We start from the raw sequence: 16,840 nt of genomic DNA, 5'->3' as shown, positions 1-16,840 counted from the left end.
TGTTCACAGCATCCAGGGCAAAGCGCCCCCCAAACCCCCCACAAAAAGGTGGGAGATACCTAGTCCCCTGTAGGAGCGGGTTCACCCGCGAAAGGGCCGGGCCTGCCATCTGCGGTGCCCTGTGCCGGCCTCTTCGCGGGTAAACCCGCTCCTACAGGGATGGTGTTACTTTTTACGCTCTGCACTCGGGTCGTAGACCCGGGTCAGGTCGCCGCCCAGCCGGAAGCTGTTGAACGGCTGCATGTCGTGCTTGCGCTCAAGTGTGTCGCCAACGCAGTGGTACAGCGCACACCAGGGCTCGAGCCAGGAATACTTGCTGTCGACCTTGAGGTCGGTCATGTCCTGTTTCTTGCCCGCACGCGCCTTGAAGTGGCTGGGATCGCGGGCGCCGGCCAGCACGCCTTCACCCAGGCGCTGCAAGGCGAAGTTGTTCTCGGCGCGCAGGTCGACGCCATTGGCCTGGGCGAAGCTGGCAATCATCGCCAGCGGCGGCAAGGCGTAGTTGTGATAGGCCAGCGCGCGCTGCTTGCGCTTGATTTCGTTGGGCAGGAAGCCCTGGTCATCCACCTGGTTGGCGCCCACCTTGTATTCCTTCACGGCCCAGTCGAACAGGTCGCGCCGGTCGGTGGCGACGGCGGTAGCCATGACCGACCAGGCCGCCCAGTAGCTGTGGTTGTTGATCTTCTCCAGCGGCAGGTTGCTCCAGTCACGCACAGTCTGCTCGGCCAGGCGGGTAAGCCATTTTTCGATCAGGTCGGCCTCGGCCTGGTGTGCGGCCAGCGGCTGCGAGTTGGAGAATTTCAGGCGCAGCCACGAACCGCTCATGCTGCCCAGCGCCCATTTGCGCATCGACTTGCCGGTATGGTTGTAGTCGGTGGACAGCAATGCACCGGCGCGTGCCCAGGTGCCCAGCCACGTCAGGGTGCAGTCGAGTTGCGCCGGGCGGCCGTCGCGCATGTACTGGCCGACCATCTTGCTCACGCCTTTCTCAAGCGTGGTGATGTCTTCGGTCGACTTGCGGAAGGCTTTTTCCGAGGCCACGTTGAGCGTTGCCCGTGCCTTGTCCGAGCCTTCGTACTTGCTGCGAAACTGCAGCGCACCGGTGTATGGCTTGGGCGCCGCTTCGCAGCGGAAATTGCCATCGCCGGTCTTGAGTTTTTCGATCCCCTCGTAGTAACCCTGCGGCGGTACCAGCGCGGCGTGCGCGGCACCGCCAAACAAGGCCAACGCGAGCAGGGCGGGGCTGGAAATACGCTTGATGATGGTCATGGGTCGCCTCACTGGCCGGCCTGCGCGGTTTGCGCAGGCACGGCGAAGTTGTTGCGTTTGCAGAGCTTGGCCTCGACCTTCTGGGTGCCGCTTTCCGGCCCCTGTACCTCGAACGCCAGCAGGCGCTGACTGGCCCAGTCCTCGTCTTCGCGCATCTGGAAGACGAAGCGGCCGTCGGTGTCGGAGGTTTCAGGCTTTTCCAGCTTGATGTCCTCGTGACGGCCGTTGAGGTACCACAGGGTGGCCTGCAACACCTTCACCGAGGGGTCTTCGAACTTGACGTCCATCTGCAGGTCGCGGTTGATCAGGTCTTTGATCACGCCGCCCTTGCCGTTGACCATCAGCTCGTTCTTGCCCGGCTTGAGGGTGGTGCTGGCGCTCATCAGGGCTGGGCGGTCGTCGCAGCCGTCGTCGAGCAGGCCAAGGATTTGCCGCCAGATGGTTTCCTGGTTCAGGCGGTACAGCGGGGAGAATTCCCAGATGAGGATCTTCGGCGGGTTCTTCTGGAATTCCTCGCTGCCCAGGTACTCGATCATCGAGCCTTCCAGGCCACCGCCTGGGAAGGCGACGTTGAGCACGTCGGCGCCAATGTATTGCTCGAGGAAACCCGAGAAGTTGTAGTTCTTGCCACTGTGGCTGGTACCGACCAGGGTGATCTGCGCGTTGCCGCTGTCACCGAACAGGTCGTCGCCGCCGCTCGAGCCTTTCGGCTCGGTGGCGAACTGGTCCATGTACTGGACGGCGTAGCTGGTACCGCACAGTTGGCCGGCAACGTTGTGCAGGGTGCCGGTCTTGCCCATGCGCCCGGACTTCTTCGTCTCGAATTCCTTGCGCGGGATGCCTTCGAAGGCTGGCATCTTGTGCACGGTGTCGGCCACGATCTTCGCCGCGCGCTCGGCACCGTACGGCGTCCAGTGCTGGTCGCCACGGAAGTAGAAATCCTTGCCCTGGTCGGCGGCGGCCAGTTGCTCGTTGGTCAGTGGTGACAGGTCGGGCACGTTGTAGCCCATGCTGGCAAAGCGCTTGAGCATGGCCTGGTAGTTACCCAGGGCCTTCTGATAGTCGAAGGCAGCTTTTTCGGCCGGGTTGAGCATGTTGCGGTTCACCAGGCCACGGGTCGGCTGGTACACCACCACCAGTTCCACACCACGCTTCTTGAACGCGTCGTGCACTTGTTGCAGGCGTTTGTAGCCGGCCGGGGTGGTATTGAACTCGGTGCGCAGGTCTTCGCGAGTCCGGAACAGCCAGTCGCCCTGTGCCTGCACCAGCGTGGTGAAATTTTGCTGATAGCGGGTGGTGTAGCGGCTGGCATCGTGCGCTTCAGGGCACAACTGGCAGCAGGGCTCGGCTTTGAAGGTCGGGGCCTTGACGTCTTCGGCGCGTACGCCTTGGCTGATTGCCAGAAGGGCGGCGGACAGGCCCAGCAGTTTCATCAGGTGTGGAGTCATGGTCTGGGCTTCCTTAATCGATCATTTCGGTCTGGCGTTCGACCGGGTCGATCAGCACAGCCTTCTGCTGGCGTACCAGCAAGTCGAGGATTTCGTCCTGGCGCTCGCCCAGCACACCATTGAGGCTGATGCCGCTGGCCTTGCGCGGGGCGAGCATGGACACCTTGTACAGCTCGACCGACAGCGGCGAGTCGATCGACAGCGGGCCGGAGCCGTTGGCCGACAGCTCGCCACCCACCACGATCAGCGACACCTTGGTGTCGAACGGGTCGAGGGCGATGTCGCGGTCGGTGTCGGACAGGTCCTTGATGTGGCCGTATACGCCAACCAGGCCGTTGGCCATGGCGATGTTTTCGTACAGGCGGATGTTCACGCTGTTACGCACGCGGATGCCGTGGCGGCGGTTGTTGACCAGCTTGTTGCCCCAGATCAGATTGTCGCCGCTTTCGTACAGGGTGATGCCGTCGGTGTGGTTGCGGTAGATCTCGTTGTAGGCCACCAGGTTGTTGACGCTGTTACGGTCGATCACCACGCCCGAGAGCTTGTTGTCGTAGCTCTTGTTGTTGATGATCCAGCTGTCGTTGACCTCACGCGAGACGATGATGCCGTGCTTCTTCTTGGTGCCGTACACGGTGTTGCCGGCGATGATCAGGCGGTGCGAACGGTCGTGTGGGTCGATGCCATAGACGATGTTGTCGCGGTAGGTGCTGTCCTTGACCACGAAGTCCTGCGTTTCGTAGCAGTAGAAGCCGTACCACATGTCGCTGAACTCAGAACCGATGATCCAGCCGGTGGGTTCCGGGCGGCCCATGCGCTTGGCCATGTTCGGCGTGTACTGCGAGATGCTAACGCCATACGACTTGGACTTGGCGTAGCCGAAGCTGGCCATCTTCGTGTTGACGATGTAGGTCTCGGTACCGCCCCACGACAGCAGGAACGGGCGGAACTCCTTGGGCGAGCGGAAGGTCGCCGGGCCATTGTCCTTTTCCCGCCAGCCGGTCACCTGGGTGTCGGTTACGAACAGCTTGCCGTCATTGACCAGAAATGCGCCGCCCTCCTGGGACAGGCGCAGCTGTTTGACCTTGCCGTCGATCTCGAGGATGCCCTTTTGCCCGACCACGATCGGCAGGCGAGCCAGGTAAACCCCAGGCTCGACTTCGCTGAAGTACTGTTTGGGCACCTTCTTGCTCAACTCGGTCAGGTCGACATGGCCGTCATCGATGAAGATGGCCTGCGGGATGCCGTGCTGGCGCTGCACCCACTCGGCGGCCTTGTTGTCGCCGCCGACGAACTCCTTGAGGGTGTCCTCCTGGAACATACGGCGCAGGCTGACCCTGCCCTTGTGGCGGCGGTCGATTTTCTTCTGCACCGCCTCGGCCGTGAAACCGGTAAGGTCGGGCAGCTTTGGCGGGTCCATCTGCAGTGGCTCGATCGGTGCGCTGGCCACCGTGTAGGTCTTGGCCTGCTGCAGCTCCTTGGCGATCACCTGGGGCTCTGCGGCAGTGGCCAGGCCGCTTGCCAGCAGCAAGGCACTGGCCAACAGGCTGTGACGTAAGTGCGGGTGAAGGTTCATCACGGTCAGTCCCCTACCGGCCTCAGAAGCGCCAGATGACGTCGACGAAGGCGCGGTGCATGTAAGAGTCCGCTTCCTTGCCGTAGGCGTCGCCCGGCTTGAATACACCGGCACGCAGGCGCACCAGGGCTGACGGCTCGTCGATTGCCTGGCTCATCGAAGCCGGTAGCAGGCCTTGCTTGAAGTACTTGGTCACGACCACGTCCATTTCCTGGCCAAGGTCCTTCTCGCCGTCGACCAGCTGACGGTTCACGCCGTTGTCGTCGACCACCGCGTTGATGCCGCTGGAGCCGATGTTCTGGTTACCGTCGACCCGCCAGAACTTGTGGTAGATCAGGCTCGCGTCGTAGTCGTCGCGCAGCTGCCACGAAGCGAACAGGGTGGCTGCCTGCAGGTTGCCCAGTTCGCCGCGGAACGCTTCGCCGAAGCGGTGCACGCGCGAGCGGGTGCCGGTGAAATTGGAGCGGTTGCTCTCCAGGCCGGTCTGCTCGAAGTTGTTCGAGCCGTCATCGCCACCACCACCGCTACCACGGGCATAGGCCGCGCCGACCTGCCATTGCGGGTCCAGGCGCAGGCGGATACCGAGGTCGGTTGCCCAGGCGTTGACGTCACCGCTCTGCTTGCCGGTGGCGACCTGGTCGTCACCCACCTGCTGGGTGCTCAGCTTGTCGCGGTCACCGGTCAGCCAGGTGACGCTGCCCCAGTAATTCACGGTGTGGTCGTTGCGCCAGTTGTAGGCGTCGCTGTTTGCCTCAAGGCCCAGCCAGGTGAGGTCGCCGGTACGGGTCTTGTCCAGGGCGTCGACGGTTTCGCCGGGGTTCTTCAGGCTGCCGTTGTCGTGCGTATGGTGTGCCCGCACGCCGACCCAGTGGCCAGGCGTCCACTGAGTGGCGACGTTGCCGTAGAGGTGGGTGCGGTCCTTGTCTTCCGGGGCCAGCTCGGTGAGGTCGGTGCGGTATTCGCTGAAGCGCTGGGCCACGCCCAGGTCGGCCTTGAGCAGGGTGGTGTCGAAGGTCCAGTTCAGCGCTTCGATGTTGGTATCGCGCCACATGCCATCGTCGCTGCGCAGGCGCTGGCGACCGAAGCGCAGTTGCTCGCCGGGGTAGGCGGTGAGACCGCTGTAGCCGATCCAGAACTCGCGCATGGCCAGGTAGCTTTTGTCTGGTTGACGGCTGTCGTCGCCGGTTTCAGTGCTGGTGCCGTCGCCGTTCTGGCGCAAGGTGTCGGTTTCGATGGTGTCGGTCGCAGCGACCGCCTGGCCCATGGCGTAGGCGCTCCAGTTTCCGCGCTCACCGTACACCCACGGGCGCAGATCCAGGCCCAGGCCGTTGACATCGCCGCCAGAGCGGGTGCCCAGGTCTCGATCGTCTTCCGATTGCCCGGTGATTTTCACGTCCAGGCCGAAGTTTTTCTCGGCGGTCATTTCCGCCAGGGTCGGGCAGGACCACAGCAGGGCGAAGCTCAGGCCGATGCCGGCTTTCACGAAGGGATTGAGCGTCATAGCGAGTCCTCACCGTCTACTTCTTTTTCGTCGTCTTGCAGGGCTTCGAGGGCCAGGGTGCTATTCGCGCCCTGCGCCATGCTGCCGCGTGCACGCTTTTCCTGGTCCAGCAGTTGCTGGGCCTGGTTGCGCTCGTCAGGTGTCAGTTGCTGGTCAAGCTTCTGCAGCAGTTCCGCTGATTGCGGCGTCGGGTTGGCCTGCGACAGCTGGGCAAACACCCAGGCGTTGCCTGGTTGCGGGCGAATGCCATGGCCCTCGCTGAATAGCTGGGCCAGGGCATAATCGGCGCTGTTCTGCCCGCCACGGGCGGAGGCCAGCAGGTGGTCGACGGCCTTCTGCGGCTCGACGTTGCCCAGGTAGCCGCGGCGGTAAAGCTGGCCCAGGTAGTAATGGGCGCTGATCTCACCGGCTTCGGCAGCGGCTTGCAGGTGCTGCTCGGCTTTGTGAGCGTCGGCAGGCAGGGTTTTGCCTTCGTAGTACAGACGGCCCAGCAGCAGTTCGGCGCGTGGCTGTTCAGCTGCGCGGCCTTTGTCGATGTAGGCCATCAACTGGTCGGTGTCGCCCAGTTCGGGGAAGTCGTATACCAGCTGTGCCAGGCTGACCCAGGACACCGGGTTGGCCGGGGCTACTTGCTCGAGCAGGTCCTTGGCGGTTTTTTCGTCGGTCTGGCCGAGGCTGCGATCAGCCAACACCCGGGCCACGCTGTCGACCCGGGTGGCCGGTACGGCGCCACGGGCATAGGCGGATTTCAGCTGGCCGAGCAGGGCGGCTTGCTGGTCGGCCTGGCCACGCATCTGGTACACAGTGGCCAGTTCGACGTAGCAGATGTCGGTGGTGTTCAGCGCGGCCTTGCAGATTTTCTCCACCTCGCCCAGGTGCTGGTCGTAGGTGCCCTGGGTACGGTACAGCAACACCTGGGCCAGGCCTGCTTCCGGGTTGCCGGCGGCGCGCCACTGGTCGATCTGCTGCTGCGCGTTGACCTTGGGGAAACTCTGCGGGTAGCTGAGGTAGAGCATTGCCAGCGGAATCAGGGTATTGCTTTGGCCCTGTTTCGCGGCCTGCTTGAGCAGGGTTTCAGCTTCCTCACGTTCGGCCTGGGTGCTGTCAGGCTTGGCCACCAGCAAGCGGCCAAGGCGCGCCTGGGCGCGTGGCGACGTGGCGGCCGCAGCGCGATAGGTGGCCTCGGCTTCCTTGATTTGCGATGGGTCGCGGGTGGCCACCTTGATGTCCGCAAGGCCGACTTGCGCTTCGCTGTAGCCCAGGTCGGCCAGCGCCTTGTAGTTGCGCTCTGCCAATGCCGTGTCACCGCGCTTCAGGGCCTCGTTGGCCAGGCGCTGGTCGGGCAGGCCGGCACAGCCGGCCAAAGTGATGGCGGCGGCCAGTGCACACAATCCCAGGTTCACGCGGACCCTGTGGGAGCGGGCAAGCCCGCGAATTGGCATGGCCGACGATGCTGTCCCTGCTGGCCTCTTCGCGGGTATGCCCGCTCCCACAGGATAGGTGTTGGTATCAGAGATCATCGTCCGTCCCTCACAGGCCACGGGCCACGGCTTTGTCGATCAGCCAGTTCAGCGACGGGCCACGGTCGCTGTTGACCGACGCCGGGCGGCCTGCCAGTTCGGCGGGCAGGCTGCTGTCCGGCTTGATCTGCACGCGGATGTCGGAGGACAGGTCTTCGCTGTTGAGGCTGGTGCTGCTGACGATCTGACCGGTGCGCACTTCGTCTTCGCCGGCCACCTGGAAGTTGACCCGGGTGCCCGGCTTGACCTCGTCGAACTGGCGGTAGCTGAAGCGCGCCTCGATCATCGGGTTGGTGGTGCGTGGGATCAGCTGGAAGATCGGCTGGCCCTTGGCTGCGTACTGGCCGTCGTCTACCAACTGGCGCGCGACCACGCAGTCGCAGGGGCTGGTGAGGGTGCCGGACAGCTGCTTGCCGAACAGCTCCTCGATCTTTGCCGGCTCCAGCTGTGCGTCTTCAAGGTTGCCCTTGAGCATGTCCAGCATGCTGGTGGTGAAGCTGGCCAGTGGCGCGCCCTTGACGATCTGCCCACCGCTTTCGACCAGGCTGCTCACGGTACCGTCGCGCGGCATGGTGACGTTGGTGGTCGGCACTGCGACCACACCGGCTTCGGCGTGGCTGACGAAGTACATGCCGTACAACGATTTGGCGACGAAGCCGAAGGCCGCAACGCCGACCACGAACACGCCCAGTGTGACGGTGACTGCCTTGAGGCGGCCGAAGGCGCTCAGGCCTGACCCACCATCCTTCTGCTTGCGCGCCTTGGTGAAGTTGTCGCGCTGCAGGGTGCTGAGTACGTCGCCGATGCTGATCAGCTCACCCGACAGGTGGCTGGTGATGATGTGCCGCAACGTGGCGATGTCACGTGGCTCAAGGTTCTGGAACTGCGCACCGATACGGCCATTGTCCGGGTTGTACGAGCGCACCTGGAACTCGATGTCGATGGACAGGCCCAGGTTGTCGACCACGAACTGCAGGCGCCCGCGCAGCACATCGCCCACCGACTGCGGTTGCTTGGCGTGGAAGCTCAGGCCGCCGGCAGATAGGTCTTCGACCTTGACTTCGTGGACCTGGCGCTGGGCGTCCAGGAACCGCAGCTTGGCGGGAATGCGTACCCGGGCGTGTTGGCGCTGGGCTTCGGACTCATGCACGACATTGACGTTCACGGCGGTATTCATGGTGGTTTGTTCCTGTTAGATCCGATCCGGGTTGGGCTCACACGACCATGAACAGCACAGCAACGAAGATGCTGGCAGCCGAGAAGGTCATGGTCCGCGAGGACCAGGTGTTGAACCATTGTTGAAAGCTGGCGAGGTCACGCTTGAGGGCAGTGGGCTGACGCGTCCACGACTGCTTGTCGAGGCGGAAGAACACATAGATCTTCATCAGCGCGCCGATGATCTGGTTGTAATAGAGAATCAGCGGGTAGGCCGGGCCTACGCTGTGGCCGGAGCACAGCAGCATGATGGTGAGGATCAGGCGGGTAATGCCGATCCACAGCAGGTACACCAGCAGGAAGGCCATACCGAACTTGAGGCTGGCGATCACCGCCACGGTCAGGCCCAGCAGGCTGGTCCACATCGACACGCGCTGGTCGAACAGCACGATGCTGGTGAACAGGCCCAGGCGACGCAGGCCAAGGCCCAGTGCCCGTGAGTTCTGCCGCAGGTTGTTGCCGTACCAGCGGTACATCAGCTTGCGGCTGGCCTTGAGGAAACTTTTTTCCGGCGGGTGCTCGACCGTGTTGATGGCGGCGTCCGGCACGTAGAAGGTGTCGTAGCCCAGGCGCATCAGGCTGAACCAGCTGGATTTGTCGTCCCCGGTAAGGAACTTGAAGCGGCCCAGGCGCCAGTGCATCAGCGAATCGCTTTCGACGTCGGCGATGAACTCGGGGTTGGTCACCACGCTGGCGCGGAACATCGACATGCGCCCGGTCATGGTCAGTACGCGCTTGGACAGGGCCATCGAGCACATGTTGATGTGGCGCTGGGCGAAGCGCAGCTTGTGCCACTCGCTCATGATGTAGCCGCCGCGCACTTCGCAGAATTCATTGGTGGTCAGGCCGCCCACATTGGGGAACAACTTGAACCAGGGTACGGTCTTGCGCACCACACCGTCGGCCAGCACGGTGTCACCGTCGATCACCGCCACTACGGCGTTCTCGTCCGGCAGCATGCGCGAGATGGCGCGGAAACCGTAGGCCAGGCCATCGCGCTTGCCGGTGCCGGCGATTCGCACGATGTCCAGCTTCACATGGGCCGGCGGGTTGTACTTGGCCCACAGGCTCTTCACCAGCAGTTCATCGGACATTTCCACCAGCGAGCAGACCACGGTGGTGGGGAAGCCACAGTTGATCGCCTCGCGAATCACCGAGCTGTACACCTGGGCGGTGGTCAGCGCTTCGATACGGAAGCTGGTGACCATCAGGTAGACATGCGACGGGTCGGTGGCATTGCCCATTTTCTGCACCTTGCGGCGCAGGTACGGGTACACGCCGTAGAGGAAGATCATGCCGCGGATGAAATGGGTGGCGCCCATGGAGTAGCGCCAGATGCCGACTGCGCCGACCAGGAAGATGAAGTGCTTCGACTGCGAGTCGAAGATATCAGCTGGCAGGGCCAGGGCGATCAGCATGAGCAGGCTCATGTAGAGCAGCCACCCGGCGCACTGCAACAGCACTGTCTGGAGCCTTTGCATGTTCAGCATCCGTCGAGAATTCGGGAAAGGGGGCAGCGAGGGGGCGGCTCTTGTCGAGTGCCTCATCGCTGCCCGGCCGGGCACTTACCAGCAGATGCCTTCGGTACGGTTGGTGGTGCAGGTCGGTTTGTTCATGAACCCGACCAGGTCGATCACCTGCTTGCCGGCTGGCGCTTGCAGGGCCAGCGCACGGAACTGCTCGTCACGGTTGCCGAGGACGATGATGTCGGCGTTGTCGATCACCTGCTGCAAGTTGGCGTTGAGCAGCGACGACACATGGGGGATCTTCGACTCGATGTAGTCCTTGTTGGCGCCGTGGACGCGGGCGTACTGGACGTTCTCGTCGTAGATGTCCAGCTGGTAGCCCTTGCCGATCAAGCGTTCGGCCAGTTCCACCAGCGGGCTTTCGCGCAGGTCGTCGGTGCCGGCCTTGAAGCTCAGGCCCAGCAGGGCGACCTTGCGCTTGTCGTGGGCTTCGATCAGCTCGAAGGCGTTCTGCACCTGCGATTCGTTGCTGCGCATCAGCGAGTCGAGCAGCGGTGCTCGGACATCGAGGCTGGCGGCGCGATAGGTGAGGGCGCGTACGTCCTTGGGCAGGCACGAGCCACCGAAGGCGAAGCCTGGGCGCATGTAGTACTGGGACAGGTTGAGGACCTTGTCCTGGCAGACCACGTCCATCACTTCACGGCCATCGACGCCCACGGCCTTGGCGATGTTGCCGATTTCGTTGGCGAAGGTGACCTTGGTGGCGTGCCATACGTTGCAGGTGTACTTGATCATCTCGGCCACCTCGATCGGCTTGCGGATCACCGGGGCATCGAGTTCTTCGTACAGGGCCTGGAGGATGTCACCGCTGGCGCTGTCCAGTTCGCCGATGACCGTCATCGGTGGCTGGTCGTAGTCCTTGATCGCGGTGCTTTCACGCAGGAATTCCGGGTTGACCGCCACACCGAAGTCGACGCCAGCCTTCTTGCCCGAGCAATCTTCGAGGATCGGGATGACCACGTTCTTGACGGTGCCAGGCAGCACGGTGCTGCGCACCACGATGGTGTGACGGCGGGTGGTGTCACGCAGCACGTAGCCGATTTCGCGGCACACCGACTCGATGTACTCCAGGCCCAGGTCGCCGTTTTTCTTGCTGGGGGTACCCACGCAGATCATCGACACGTCGCTGGCGCGGATGGCTTCGGCGAAGTCGGTAGTGCCGCGCAGGCGGCCATTGGCGATGCCCTGTTGCAGCAGTGCTTCCAGGCCAGGTTCGACGATGGGCGACTTGCCCTGGTTGATCAGGTCGATCTTGGTGCTGGACACGTCCACACCGATCACTTCATGGCCACGCGCCGTCAGGCAGCCTGCACAGACTGCACCCACATAACCCAAACCAAAGATGCTGATACGCATCGCTATCACCTCATGTGTTTATCACGCCGACACCTCCGAAGAGAGCCGGGCTGGGTTGATTAACAACAGTTTTCGGGCGCACGGATCCATGGCGAATGCACACTTCGCCGAGCGCAGGCAAAATAAATCCGGAGCGCAAAAAGTTATGCACTCAAAGTTGGCACTCGATAGCCATTAATTAAAAAACGTGCCCTGAAATGCAGCCGTCTTTATTGCAATGCGCTACTTGGCGCGTTGCTGTGCTTGTTTTTTCAAGTGGATAAATCCTTTGAAATCAACCACTAGGACGATTTTTAAGGGGCGCGTCTCTCCTGCATGGACAAGGTCTTCGGGGGTTTCCGTAATACCTGTCGAATTTCTCATGGCGGGCAGTGGATACCCGCCGCTGTCATCTGTAAGTCATCTCTCACAGCCCGTAGGCAGGAAAATCGTTACGGCACTATGAGCGATTGGCTTCGGCAGAAGTTCCTGAGCCAGTTTCACTCGAATGAAAGATTTCTAAATATTTATTCAGTTGCGGACAATTTCAAATTGATAGCACGCGGGTGTTTCACCCCCGTGTATCAAGGACGTAACTGTTGCGAGATATTTTTATGCCAGCATCTGAAATTTTTTTTCAGAATTCGTCAAAAAAGGTATGAACGGTCTTATGGCGTTTGGCGATAAAGGGATGCGCGTCGAATTTTTGGCGTCGAATTCGTGGCGTGATGGCGGTTTGCAGCGTGCCCTGTTGCAGGGCAGAGGGGATCACGGCAACTGACCTCTTCGCAGCTTTAGCCGCGAAGAGGGCGTGGCAGGCTCACTCCGCGGGGTGATCGCGCAGGAACACCAAATGGTCCGGCTTGGACTGCTCGGCACTGTAGTAGTAACCCTGAGCATCGAACTGCTTGAGCTGTTCCGGGGTGCTGATGCGCTGCTGGATGACGAAGCGGCTCATCATGCCGCGGGCTTTCTTGGCGTAGAAGCTGATGATCTTGTACTGGCCGTTTTTCTGGTCCTTGAAGTCGACGTTGATCACCCGGGCCTTCAGTGCACTGCGTTTCACTGCACTGAAATACTCGTTACTGGCCAGGTTCAACAGCACGTCATCGCCTTGGTCGGCCAGGGCCTGGTTCAGCCATTCGCTGATGCGCGTGCCCCAGAAGGCGTACAGGTCCTTGCCGCGGGCGTTGGCCAGCTTGGTGCCCATCTCCAGGCGGTAGGGCTGCATCAGGTCGAGCGGGCGCAGCAGGCCATAAAGGCCCGAGAGCATGCGCAGGTGGCCCTGAGCGTAGCTGAAATCGTCTTCAGTCAGGCTCTCGGCATCGAGGCCGGTGTACACGTCACCCTTGAACGCCAGCAGCGCCTGCTTGGCGTTGGCCGGGGTGAAGTCTGGGGTCCAGCTGCCAAAGCGCGCAGCATTCAGGCCGGCGAGCTTGTCGGACAGGTGCATCAGCTCGCTGATCTGCGCCGGCGACAGTTCGCGCAACTGCTGGATCAGGGCCTGGGATTCATCCAGGTACTGGGGCAGGGTGAAACGCTCGGTCACTGGCGGGGTGTCGTAGTCGAGGGTCTTGGCGGGGGAAATCACCGTCAGCATCGGGTCGGCTCCTGGCATCGTTGGCCGAGGATTCTACGGGGTGGGCGGTACAAGTCCAAACTATGGCGACGATAGTCACAGACCATGGTCGGTGCAGGCGCTATAGTTCGCGTTTTGCCGTTGCGGAGCCTTCCACTGTGCGCATTGCTTCTGCTTTGCTGGCCTGCCTGCTGAGCCTGGCCGTGCAAGCCGCCCCTTCACCCCAGGTCAGCCTGGACCGCAGCCTGTGGCCCGAACAGCTGGACAGCCCGGCGCTGTTCGATGTGGCCTCTCGGGCAGAAATCCTTTCGTTCGCCCAAGTACTGCACGAAAGTGAGTTGCTGGATGACGCGACCCTGGCGGCCCGGCTGGGGCTGCGGCAGATCAACCTGCAGAAGGTGCGCCAGGTTCGGGCGCGCATGTGGCTGCGGTTGTGGGAGGGTTATCAACAGGCTCAGCGCAGTTGTGAGCAGGATGCCTCATTTTGCTACCCGGTTACGTCCATGGCGGAGTTACGCACACAAGCGGCAACGTTCGCCACCGATGTCGGTGCGTTCTATACCGGTTGGGTCGAGCCTAGCCACCAGTTCCATGTACGTTACCTGGACGAGCAACTGCGCAAGGCGGCGTTGCTGCCGCAGACCAGCAGTGAAATTGAGCGGTTGTCTTCGCGCGAGCGCAAGGGTGACGAACTGAACGACCGCATGTTCCTGCTGACCTTTGTCGGCGGGCCCGGCCCCGAGGGGGGCAGTACGGATCTACTCACCGACTACCTGCGCCGGCAAAAGCTCGAAGGCACGTTCTTCACGCTCGGTAACCGTTTGCAGCAACGTCGTGATGGCGCCTCGGTACACGCCTTGCGCCAGCTCTATGGCGGGCAGTGCGTGGGCATCCAGGGGTGGGAATACCGCTCCCATGCGCAGTGGATCGACTGGCAGGATTCGCTGCGGCGCAGCCAGGCGCGGGTGCAGGCTGATCTGCCCGAGCAGTATGTACCGCTGTTCAGCCCACCTTATGGCCAGCGCCGGGCTGACGGCGAGGCGTTCATGGCCCGCCAGCAGTTGCGGGTATCGTTGTGGGACATCGATGCCCAGGATGACGGTGTATTGAGCGCAGAGGCGTCCGCGCAGCGCGTATTGACCCTGATGCTGTTGTGGCGCAAGGGTGTGATCCAGTTTCATGACAGCCTTCCCAAGGCGCAGCCGGCGGTGGAATGGCTGCTGCGCAATACCGCGCAAAGCGGTATCGGCTGGGAGGATTGCCGCGAATACGGATACCGCGAATAGAGGGTATGACTTTTGAGCGTAGTCCCCTCTGACGCTGGCGCCAAGGCCTCTTCGTCAATCGGAAAAATAAACTTCAAAAATACGTAAAAGTGCTTTTTTCGGTCATGGTTTTTGCGGTATGAAGAAACCAGACAGCCGATTCCTGCAGCACAGGTGGCGTCATCCGGGCTCACCTGGCCAGGTTCGCTTCCCGCCCGTAACAACGCGGATACGGGGACAGCGGCAGTCACTCTGCGGCGTAACAGACCACGCCGTGTGGCTTCGACATAAGGTGACCGAGTATGGATGACCAAGGACGCAACCCTTCCTCCAGCAAGCCAATCCTGTATGTGCTCGATACCAACGTCCTGATTCACGACCCTAACGCGTTACTGAACTTCGAGGAGCACCATGTCGCCATCCCGATGACGGTGCTGGAGGAACTCGACAAGCTCAAGACCGGCAAACAGAGCATCGCCGCCGAATGCCGCCAGGCCATCCGCCTGATAGACCAGACCCTCGGTGACGCTTCGCCCAGCGATGTCGAGCAGGGCGTGCCGATCCAGCGCAACAAGAGTGGCCCCAAGGGGTTCCTGTCCATCCTGATGACCCCGCGCAACGAGCCGAACAAGCTGCTGCCGGAAAACCTCAACGACAACATCATCATCAACCAGTTGCTCGAAGTTCGGGCCCGGCGCACCGACCTGGATGTCGTGCTGGTCACCAAAGACATCAACATGCGCCTGAAGGCGCGCGCTTGCGGTATAGCGGCTGAGGACTACAGCACCGACCAACTGGTCGATGACGTGTCCCTTTTGTCCAAGGGCTACCATTCGGTCACCGGCTCGTTCTGGGACCGCGTGAGCAAGGTCGATACCCGTCAGGAGCGTGGCCGCACCTGGCATCGGGTGCAGATGATCGACAACCTGCCAGCCGTGCACGTCAACGAGTTCATCATCGATGAGCAGGGCTTCGTCGGATGGATCAAGGGCATCCGTGACGACGAACTGCTACTGCTCGACCTGCACCAGGAACCGTTGCTGCATCAGGAAGCCTGGGGCCTGAAACCACGCGACATTCACCAAAGCCTGGCACTGTTCGCCCTGCTGGACCCGGATATCCACCTGGTGAACCTGACCGGCGCCGCCGGCTCCGGTAAAACCATCCTGGCGCTGGCTGCGGCCATCGAGCAAACCATGGTCAGCAAGCGCTACCGGCGCATCATCGCCACCCGCAGCGTGCAGGGGCTGGACCAGGAGATTGGCTTCCTGCCGGGCACCGAAGCAGAGAAGATGGAGCCGTGGCTGGGCGCCATCACCGACAACCTCGAAGCTTTGCACATGGATGACGAAAGCACCCATGGCAGCGTCGAATACATCCTCGAGCGCGTGCCGCTGCAGTTCAAATCGCTGAACTACATCCGTGGCCGTAGCTTCCAGCAGAGCCTGATCCTGATTGACGAGTGCCAGAACCTGACGCCGCACCAGATGAAAACCATCATCACCCGTGCCGGCTCCGGGTCCAAGGTGGTCTGCCTGGGCAACCTCGCGCAGATCGACACCCCCTACCTGTCCGCGACCAGCTCGGGGCTGACCTACCTGACCGAGCGCTTCAAGGACTTCCCAAATGGCGTGCACATCACCCTGCAGGGCGTGCCTCGCTCGGTGCTGGCCGAGTACGCTGAGTCGCATTTGTAAACCATGTAGCCGGGCAGATTACTGCCCGGCCTCTTCACGGGCACGCCCGCTCACAGGATGTCCACTTGAATCGAGATCGTGGAGCGCCTGTAGGAGCGGGCGTGCCCGTGAAGAGGCCAAACCTGGCGACACATATCTCTGCTCAAACCTGACCCACAGGTTTACACTGCGAACTCCCTTCACAGGAGCAGAGCAGTGCTGACACATCTTGATTCCCAGGGGCGGGCCAACATGGTCGACGTCACTGAAAAGGCCGTGACCGAGCGCGAGGCTACCGCCGAGGCGCGGGTGCGCATGTTGCCGCAGACCTTGCAGATGATCGTCGACGGTGAACACCCCAAGGGTGACGTGTTCGCCGTGGCGCGCATTGCCGGGATACAGGCGGCGAAAAAAACCAGCGACCTGATTCCGCTGTGCCACCCGCTGATGCTCACCAGCGTCAAGGTCGAGCTCAGCGCCGAGGGACAGGATGCCGTGCGCATCGTCGCCCGCTGCAAGCTGGCCGGGCAGACCGGCGTGGAGATGGAGGCGCTGACCGCCGCCAGTGTGGCCGCGCTGACGATCTATGACATGTGCAAGGCTGTGGATAAAGGTATGGTCATCGAGCAGGTGCGCCTGCTGGAAAAACTCGGTGGCAAGAGTGGCCATTACAAGGTGGAGGCGTGATGAAGGTCAAGGTGATGTACTTCGCCCGTTACCGCGAACTGTTGGGCGTGGATGCCGAGCGGGTGGAGGGGGCGTTCAAGGTGCTTGATGATGTGCGCCAGGTCTTGGTAGCCAAGGGCGGGCAGTACGAAGTGCTGGCCGAGCAGAACCTGATGTGCGCGCGCAACGAAGAGCTGTGCAAGCTCGATGAACCGCTGGAAGAGGGCGATGAAGTGGCGTTCTTCCCGCCGGTGACCGGAGGCTGAA

13 protein-coding genes are annotated in these 16,840 nt (G+C 62.1%); 4 read left to right on the top strand and 9 right to left on the bottom strand.

The window, feature by feature from the left end; all coding sequences use genetic code 11:
- Nucleotides 1-165: 165 nt before the first annotated feature.
- The 9 genes from GST84_21795 to yaaA all read right to left on the bottom strand — a co-directional run bounded on the left by GST84_21795 (nt 166) and on the right by yaaA (nt 12,987).
- On the bottom strand, nt 166-1,269 hold the full coding sequence (locus GST84_21795; GenBank protein XGB14830.1) for a mannuronate-specific alginate lyase: 1,104 nt from the start codon (nt 1,267-1,269) through the stop codon (nt 166-168).
- An 8-nt stretch (nt 1,270-1,277) separates the two neighbouring features.
- Entirely contained in the window at nt 1,278-2,717 is a 1,440-nt protein-coding gene (locus GST84_21790) for an alginate O-acetyltransferase (GenBank protein ID XGB14829.1), read from the bottom strand.
- A gap of 13 nt (nt 2,718-2,730) precedes the next feature.
- Complete coding sequence (locus tag GST84_21785) at nt 2,731-4,290, bottom strand: right-handed parallel beta-helix repeat-containing protein (GenBank protein XGB14828.1); 1,560 nt, start codon at nt 4,288-4,290, stop codon at nt 2,731-2,733.
- A 22-nt stretch (nt 4,291-4,312) separates the two neighbouring features.
- Entirely contained in the window at nt 4,313-5,791 is a 1,479-nt protein-coding gene (locus tag GST84_21780) for an alginate export family protein (GenBank protein ID XGB14827.1), read from the bottom strand.
- Nucleotides 5,788-7,233, bottom strand: a complete 1,446-nt coding sequence (locus GST84_21775; protein ID XGB14826.1) for an alginate biosynthesis protein — start codon at nt 7,231-7,233, stop codon at nt 5,788-5,790. Before GST84_21775 ends, GST84_21780 begins: the two co-directional genes overlap by 4 nt.
- 88 nt (nt 7,234-7,321) lie before the next feature.
- A complete protein-coding gene (locus GST84_21770) occupies nt 7,322-8,488 on the bottom strand; it encodes an HlyD family efflux transporter periplasmic adaptor subunit (GenBank protein ID XGB14825.1) in 1,167 nt (388 codons plus the stop codon).
- Nucleotides 8,489-8,525: 37 nt separating this feature from the next.
- Nucleotides 8,526-10,007: a glycosyltransferase gene (locus GST84_21765; GenBank protein XGB14824.1), complete on the bottom strand. Its 1,482-nt coding sequence runs from the start codon at nt 10,005-10,007 to the stop codon at nt 8,526-8,528.
- 84 nt (nt 10,008-10,091) lie between these two features.
- A complete protein-coding gene (locus tag GST84_21760) occupies nt 10,092-11,408 on the bottom strand; it encodes a nucleotide sugar dehydrogenase (protein ID XGB14823.1) in 1,317 nt (438 codons plus the stop codon).
- 799 nt (nt 11,409-12,207) lie between these two features.
- Nucleotides 12,208-12,987, bottom strand: a complete 780-nt coding sequence (yaaA, locus tag GST84_21755; GenBank protein ID XGB14822.1) for a peroxide stress protein YaaA — start codon at nt 12,985-12,987, stop codon at nt 12,208-12,210.
- 137 nt (nt 12,988-13,124) lie between these two features.
- Between yaaA and GST84_21750 the strand changes: the two genes are divergently transcribed.
- From GST84_21750 to moaD, 4 genes are all read left to right on the top strand, one after another.
- Nucleotides 13,125-14,252 carry a polysaccharide deacetylase family protein gene (locus tag GST84_21750; GenBank protein ID XGB14821.1) on the top strand — a complete coding sequence of 376 codons (1,128 nt, stop codon included), beginning with the start codon at nt 13,125-13,127 and terminating at the stop codon, nt 14,250-14,252.
- 281 nt (nt 14,253-14,533) lie between these two features.
- On the top strand, nt 14,534-15,928 hold the full coding sequence (locus GST84_21745; protein XGB14820.1) for an AAA family ATPase: 1,395 nt from the start codon (nt 14,534-14,536) through the stop codon (nt 15,926-15,928).
- Between the two features lie 195 nt (nt 15,929-16,123).
- On the top strand, nt 16,124-16,594 hold the full coding sequence (moaC, locus tag GST84_21740; protein ID XGB14819.1) for a cyclic pyranopterin monophosphate synthase MoaC: 471 nt from the start codon (nt 16,124-16,126) through the stop codon (nt 16,592-16,594).
- Complete coding sequence (gene moaD, locus GST84_21735) at nt 16,594-16,839, top strand: molybdopterin converting factor subunit 1 (protein XGB14818.1); 246 nt, start codon at nt 16,594-16,596, stop codon at nt 16,837-16,839. Before moaC ends, moaD begins: the two co-directional genes overlap by 1 nt.
- The last annotated feature ends 1 nt before the right edge of the window (nt 16,840 follow it).

This window comes from Pseudomonas putida (assembly GCA_041879295.1).
In the GTDB taxonomy this organism is placed as follows: Bacteria; Pseudomonadota; Gammaproteobacteria; order Pseudomonadales; family Pseudomonadaceae; genus Aquipseudomonas; species Aquipseudomonas putida_Y.
This window is presented reverse-complemented; position numbering and strand designations above follow the sequence as displayed.

Coding starts and splice junctions, on each gene's coding strand:
- GST84_21795 (XGB14830.1), bottom strand. CDS start 1,269: ATGACCATCATCAAGCGTATTTCCAGCCCCGCCCTGCTCGCGTTGGCC.
- GST84_21790 (XGB14829.1), bottom strand. CDS start 2,717: ATGACTCCACACCTGATGAAACTGCTGGGCCTGTCCGCCGCCCTTCTG.
- GST84_21785 (XGB14828.1), bottom strand. CDS start 4,290: ATGAACCTTCACCCGCACTTACGTCACAGCCTGTTGGCCAGTGCCTTG.
- GST84_21780 (XGB14827.1), bottom strand. CDS start 5,791: ATGACGCTCAATCCCTTCGTGAAAGCCGGCATCGGCCTGAGCTTCGCC.
- GST84_21775 (XGB14826.1), bottom strand. CDS start 7,233: ATGCCAATTCGCGGGCTTGCCCGCTCCCACAGGGTCCGCGTGAACCTG.
- GST84_21770 (XGB14825.1), bottom strand. CDS start 8,488: ATGAATACCGCCGTGAACGTCAATGTCGTGCATGAGTCCGAAGCCCAG.
- GST84_21765 (XGB14824.1), bottom strand. CDS start 10,007: ATGCAAAGGCTCCAGACAGTGCTGTTGCAGTGCGCCGGGTGGCTGCTC.
- GST84_21760 (XGB14823.1), bottom strand. CDS start 11,408: ATGCGTATCAGCATCTTTGGTTTGGGTTATGTGGGTGCAGTCTGTGCA.
- yaaA (XGB14822.1), bottom strand. CDS start 12,987: ATGCTGACGGTGATTTCCCCCGCCAAGACCCTCGACTACGACACCCCG.
- GST84_21745 (XGB14820.1), top strand. CDS start 14,534: ATGGATGACCAAGGACGCAACCCTTCCTCCAGCAAGCCAATCCTGTAT.
- moaD (XGB14818.1), top strand. CDS start 16,594: ATGAAGGTCAAGGTGATGTACTTCGCCCGTTACCGCGAACTGTTGGGC.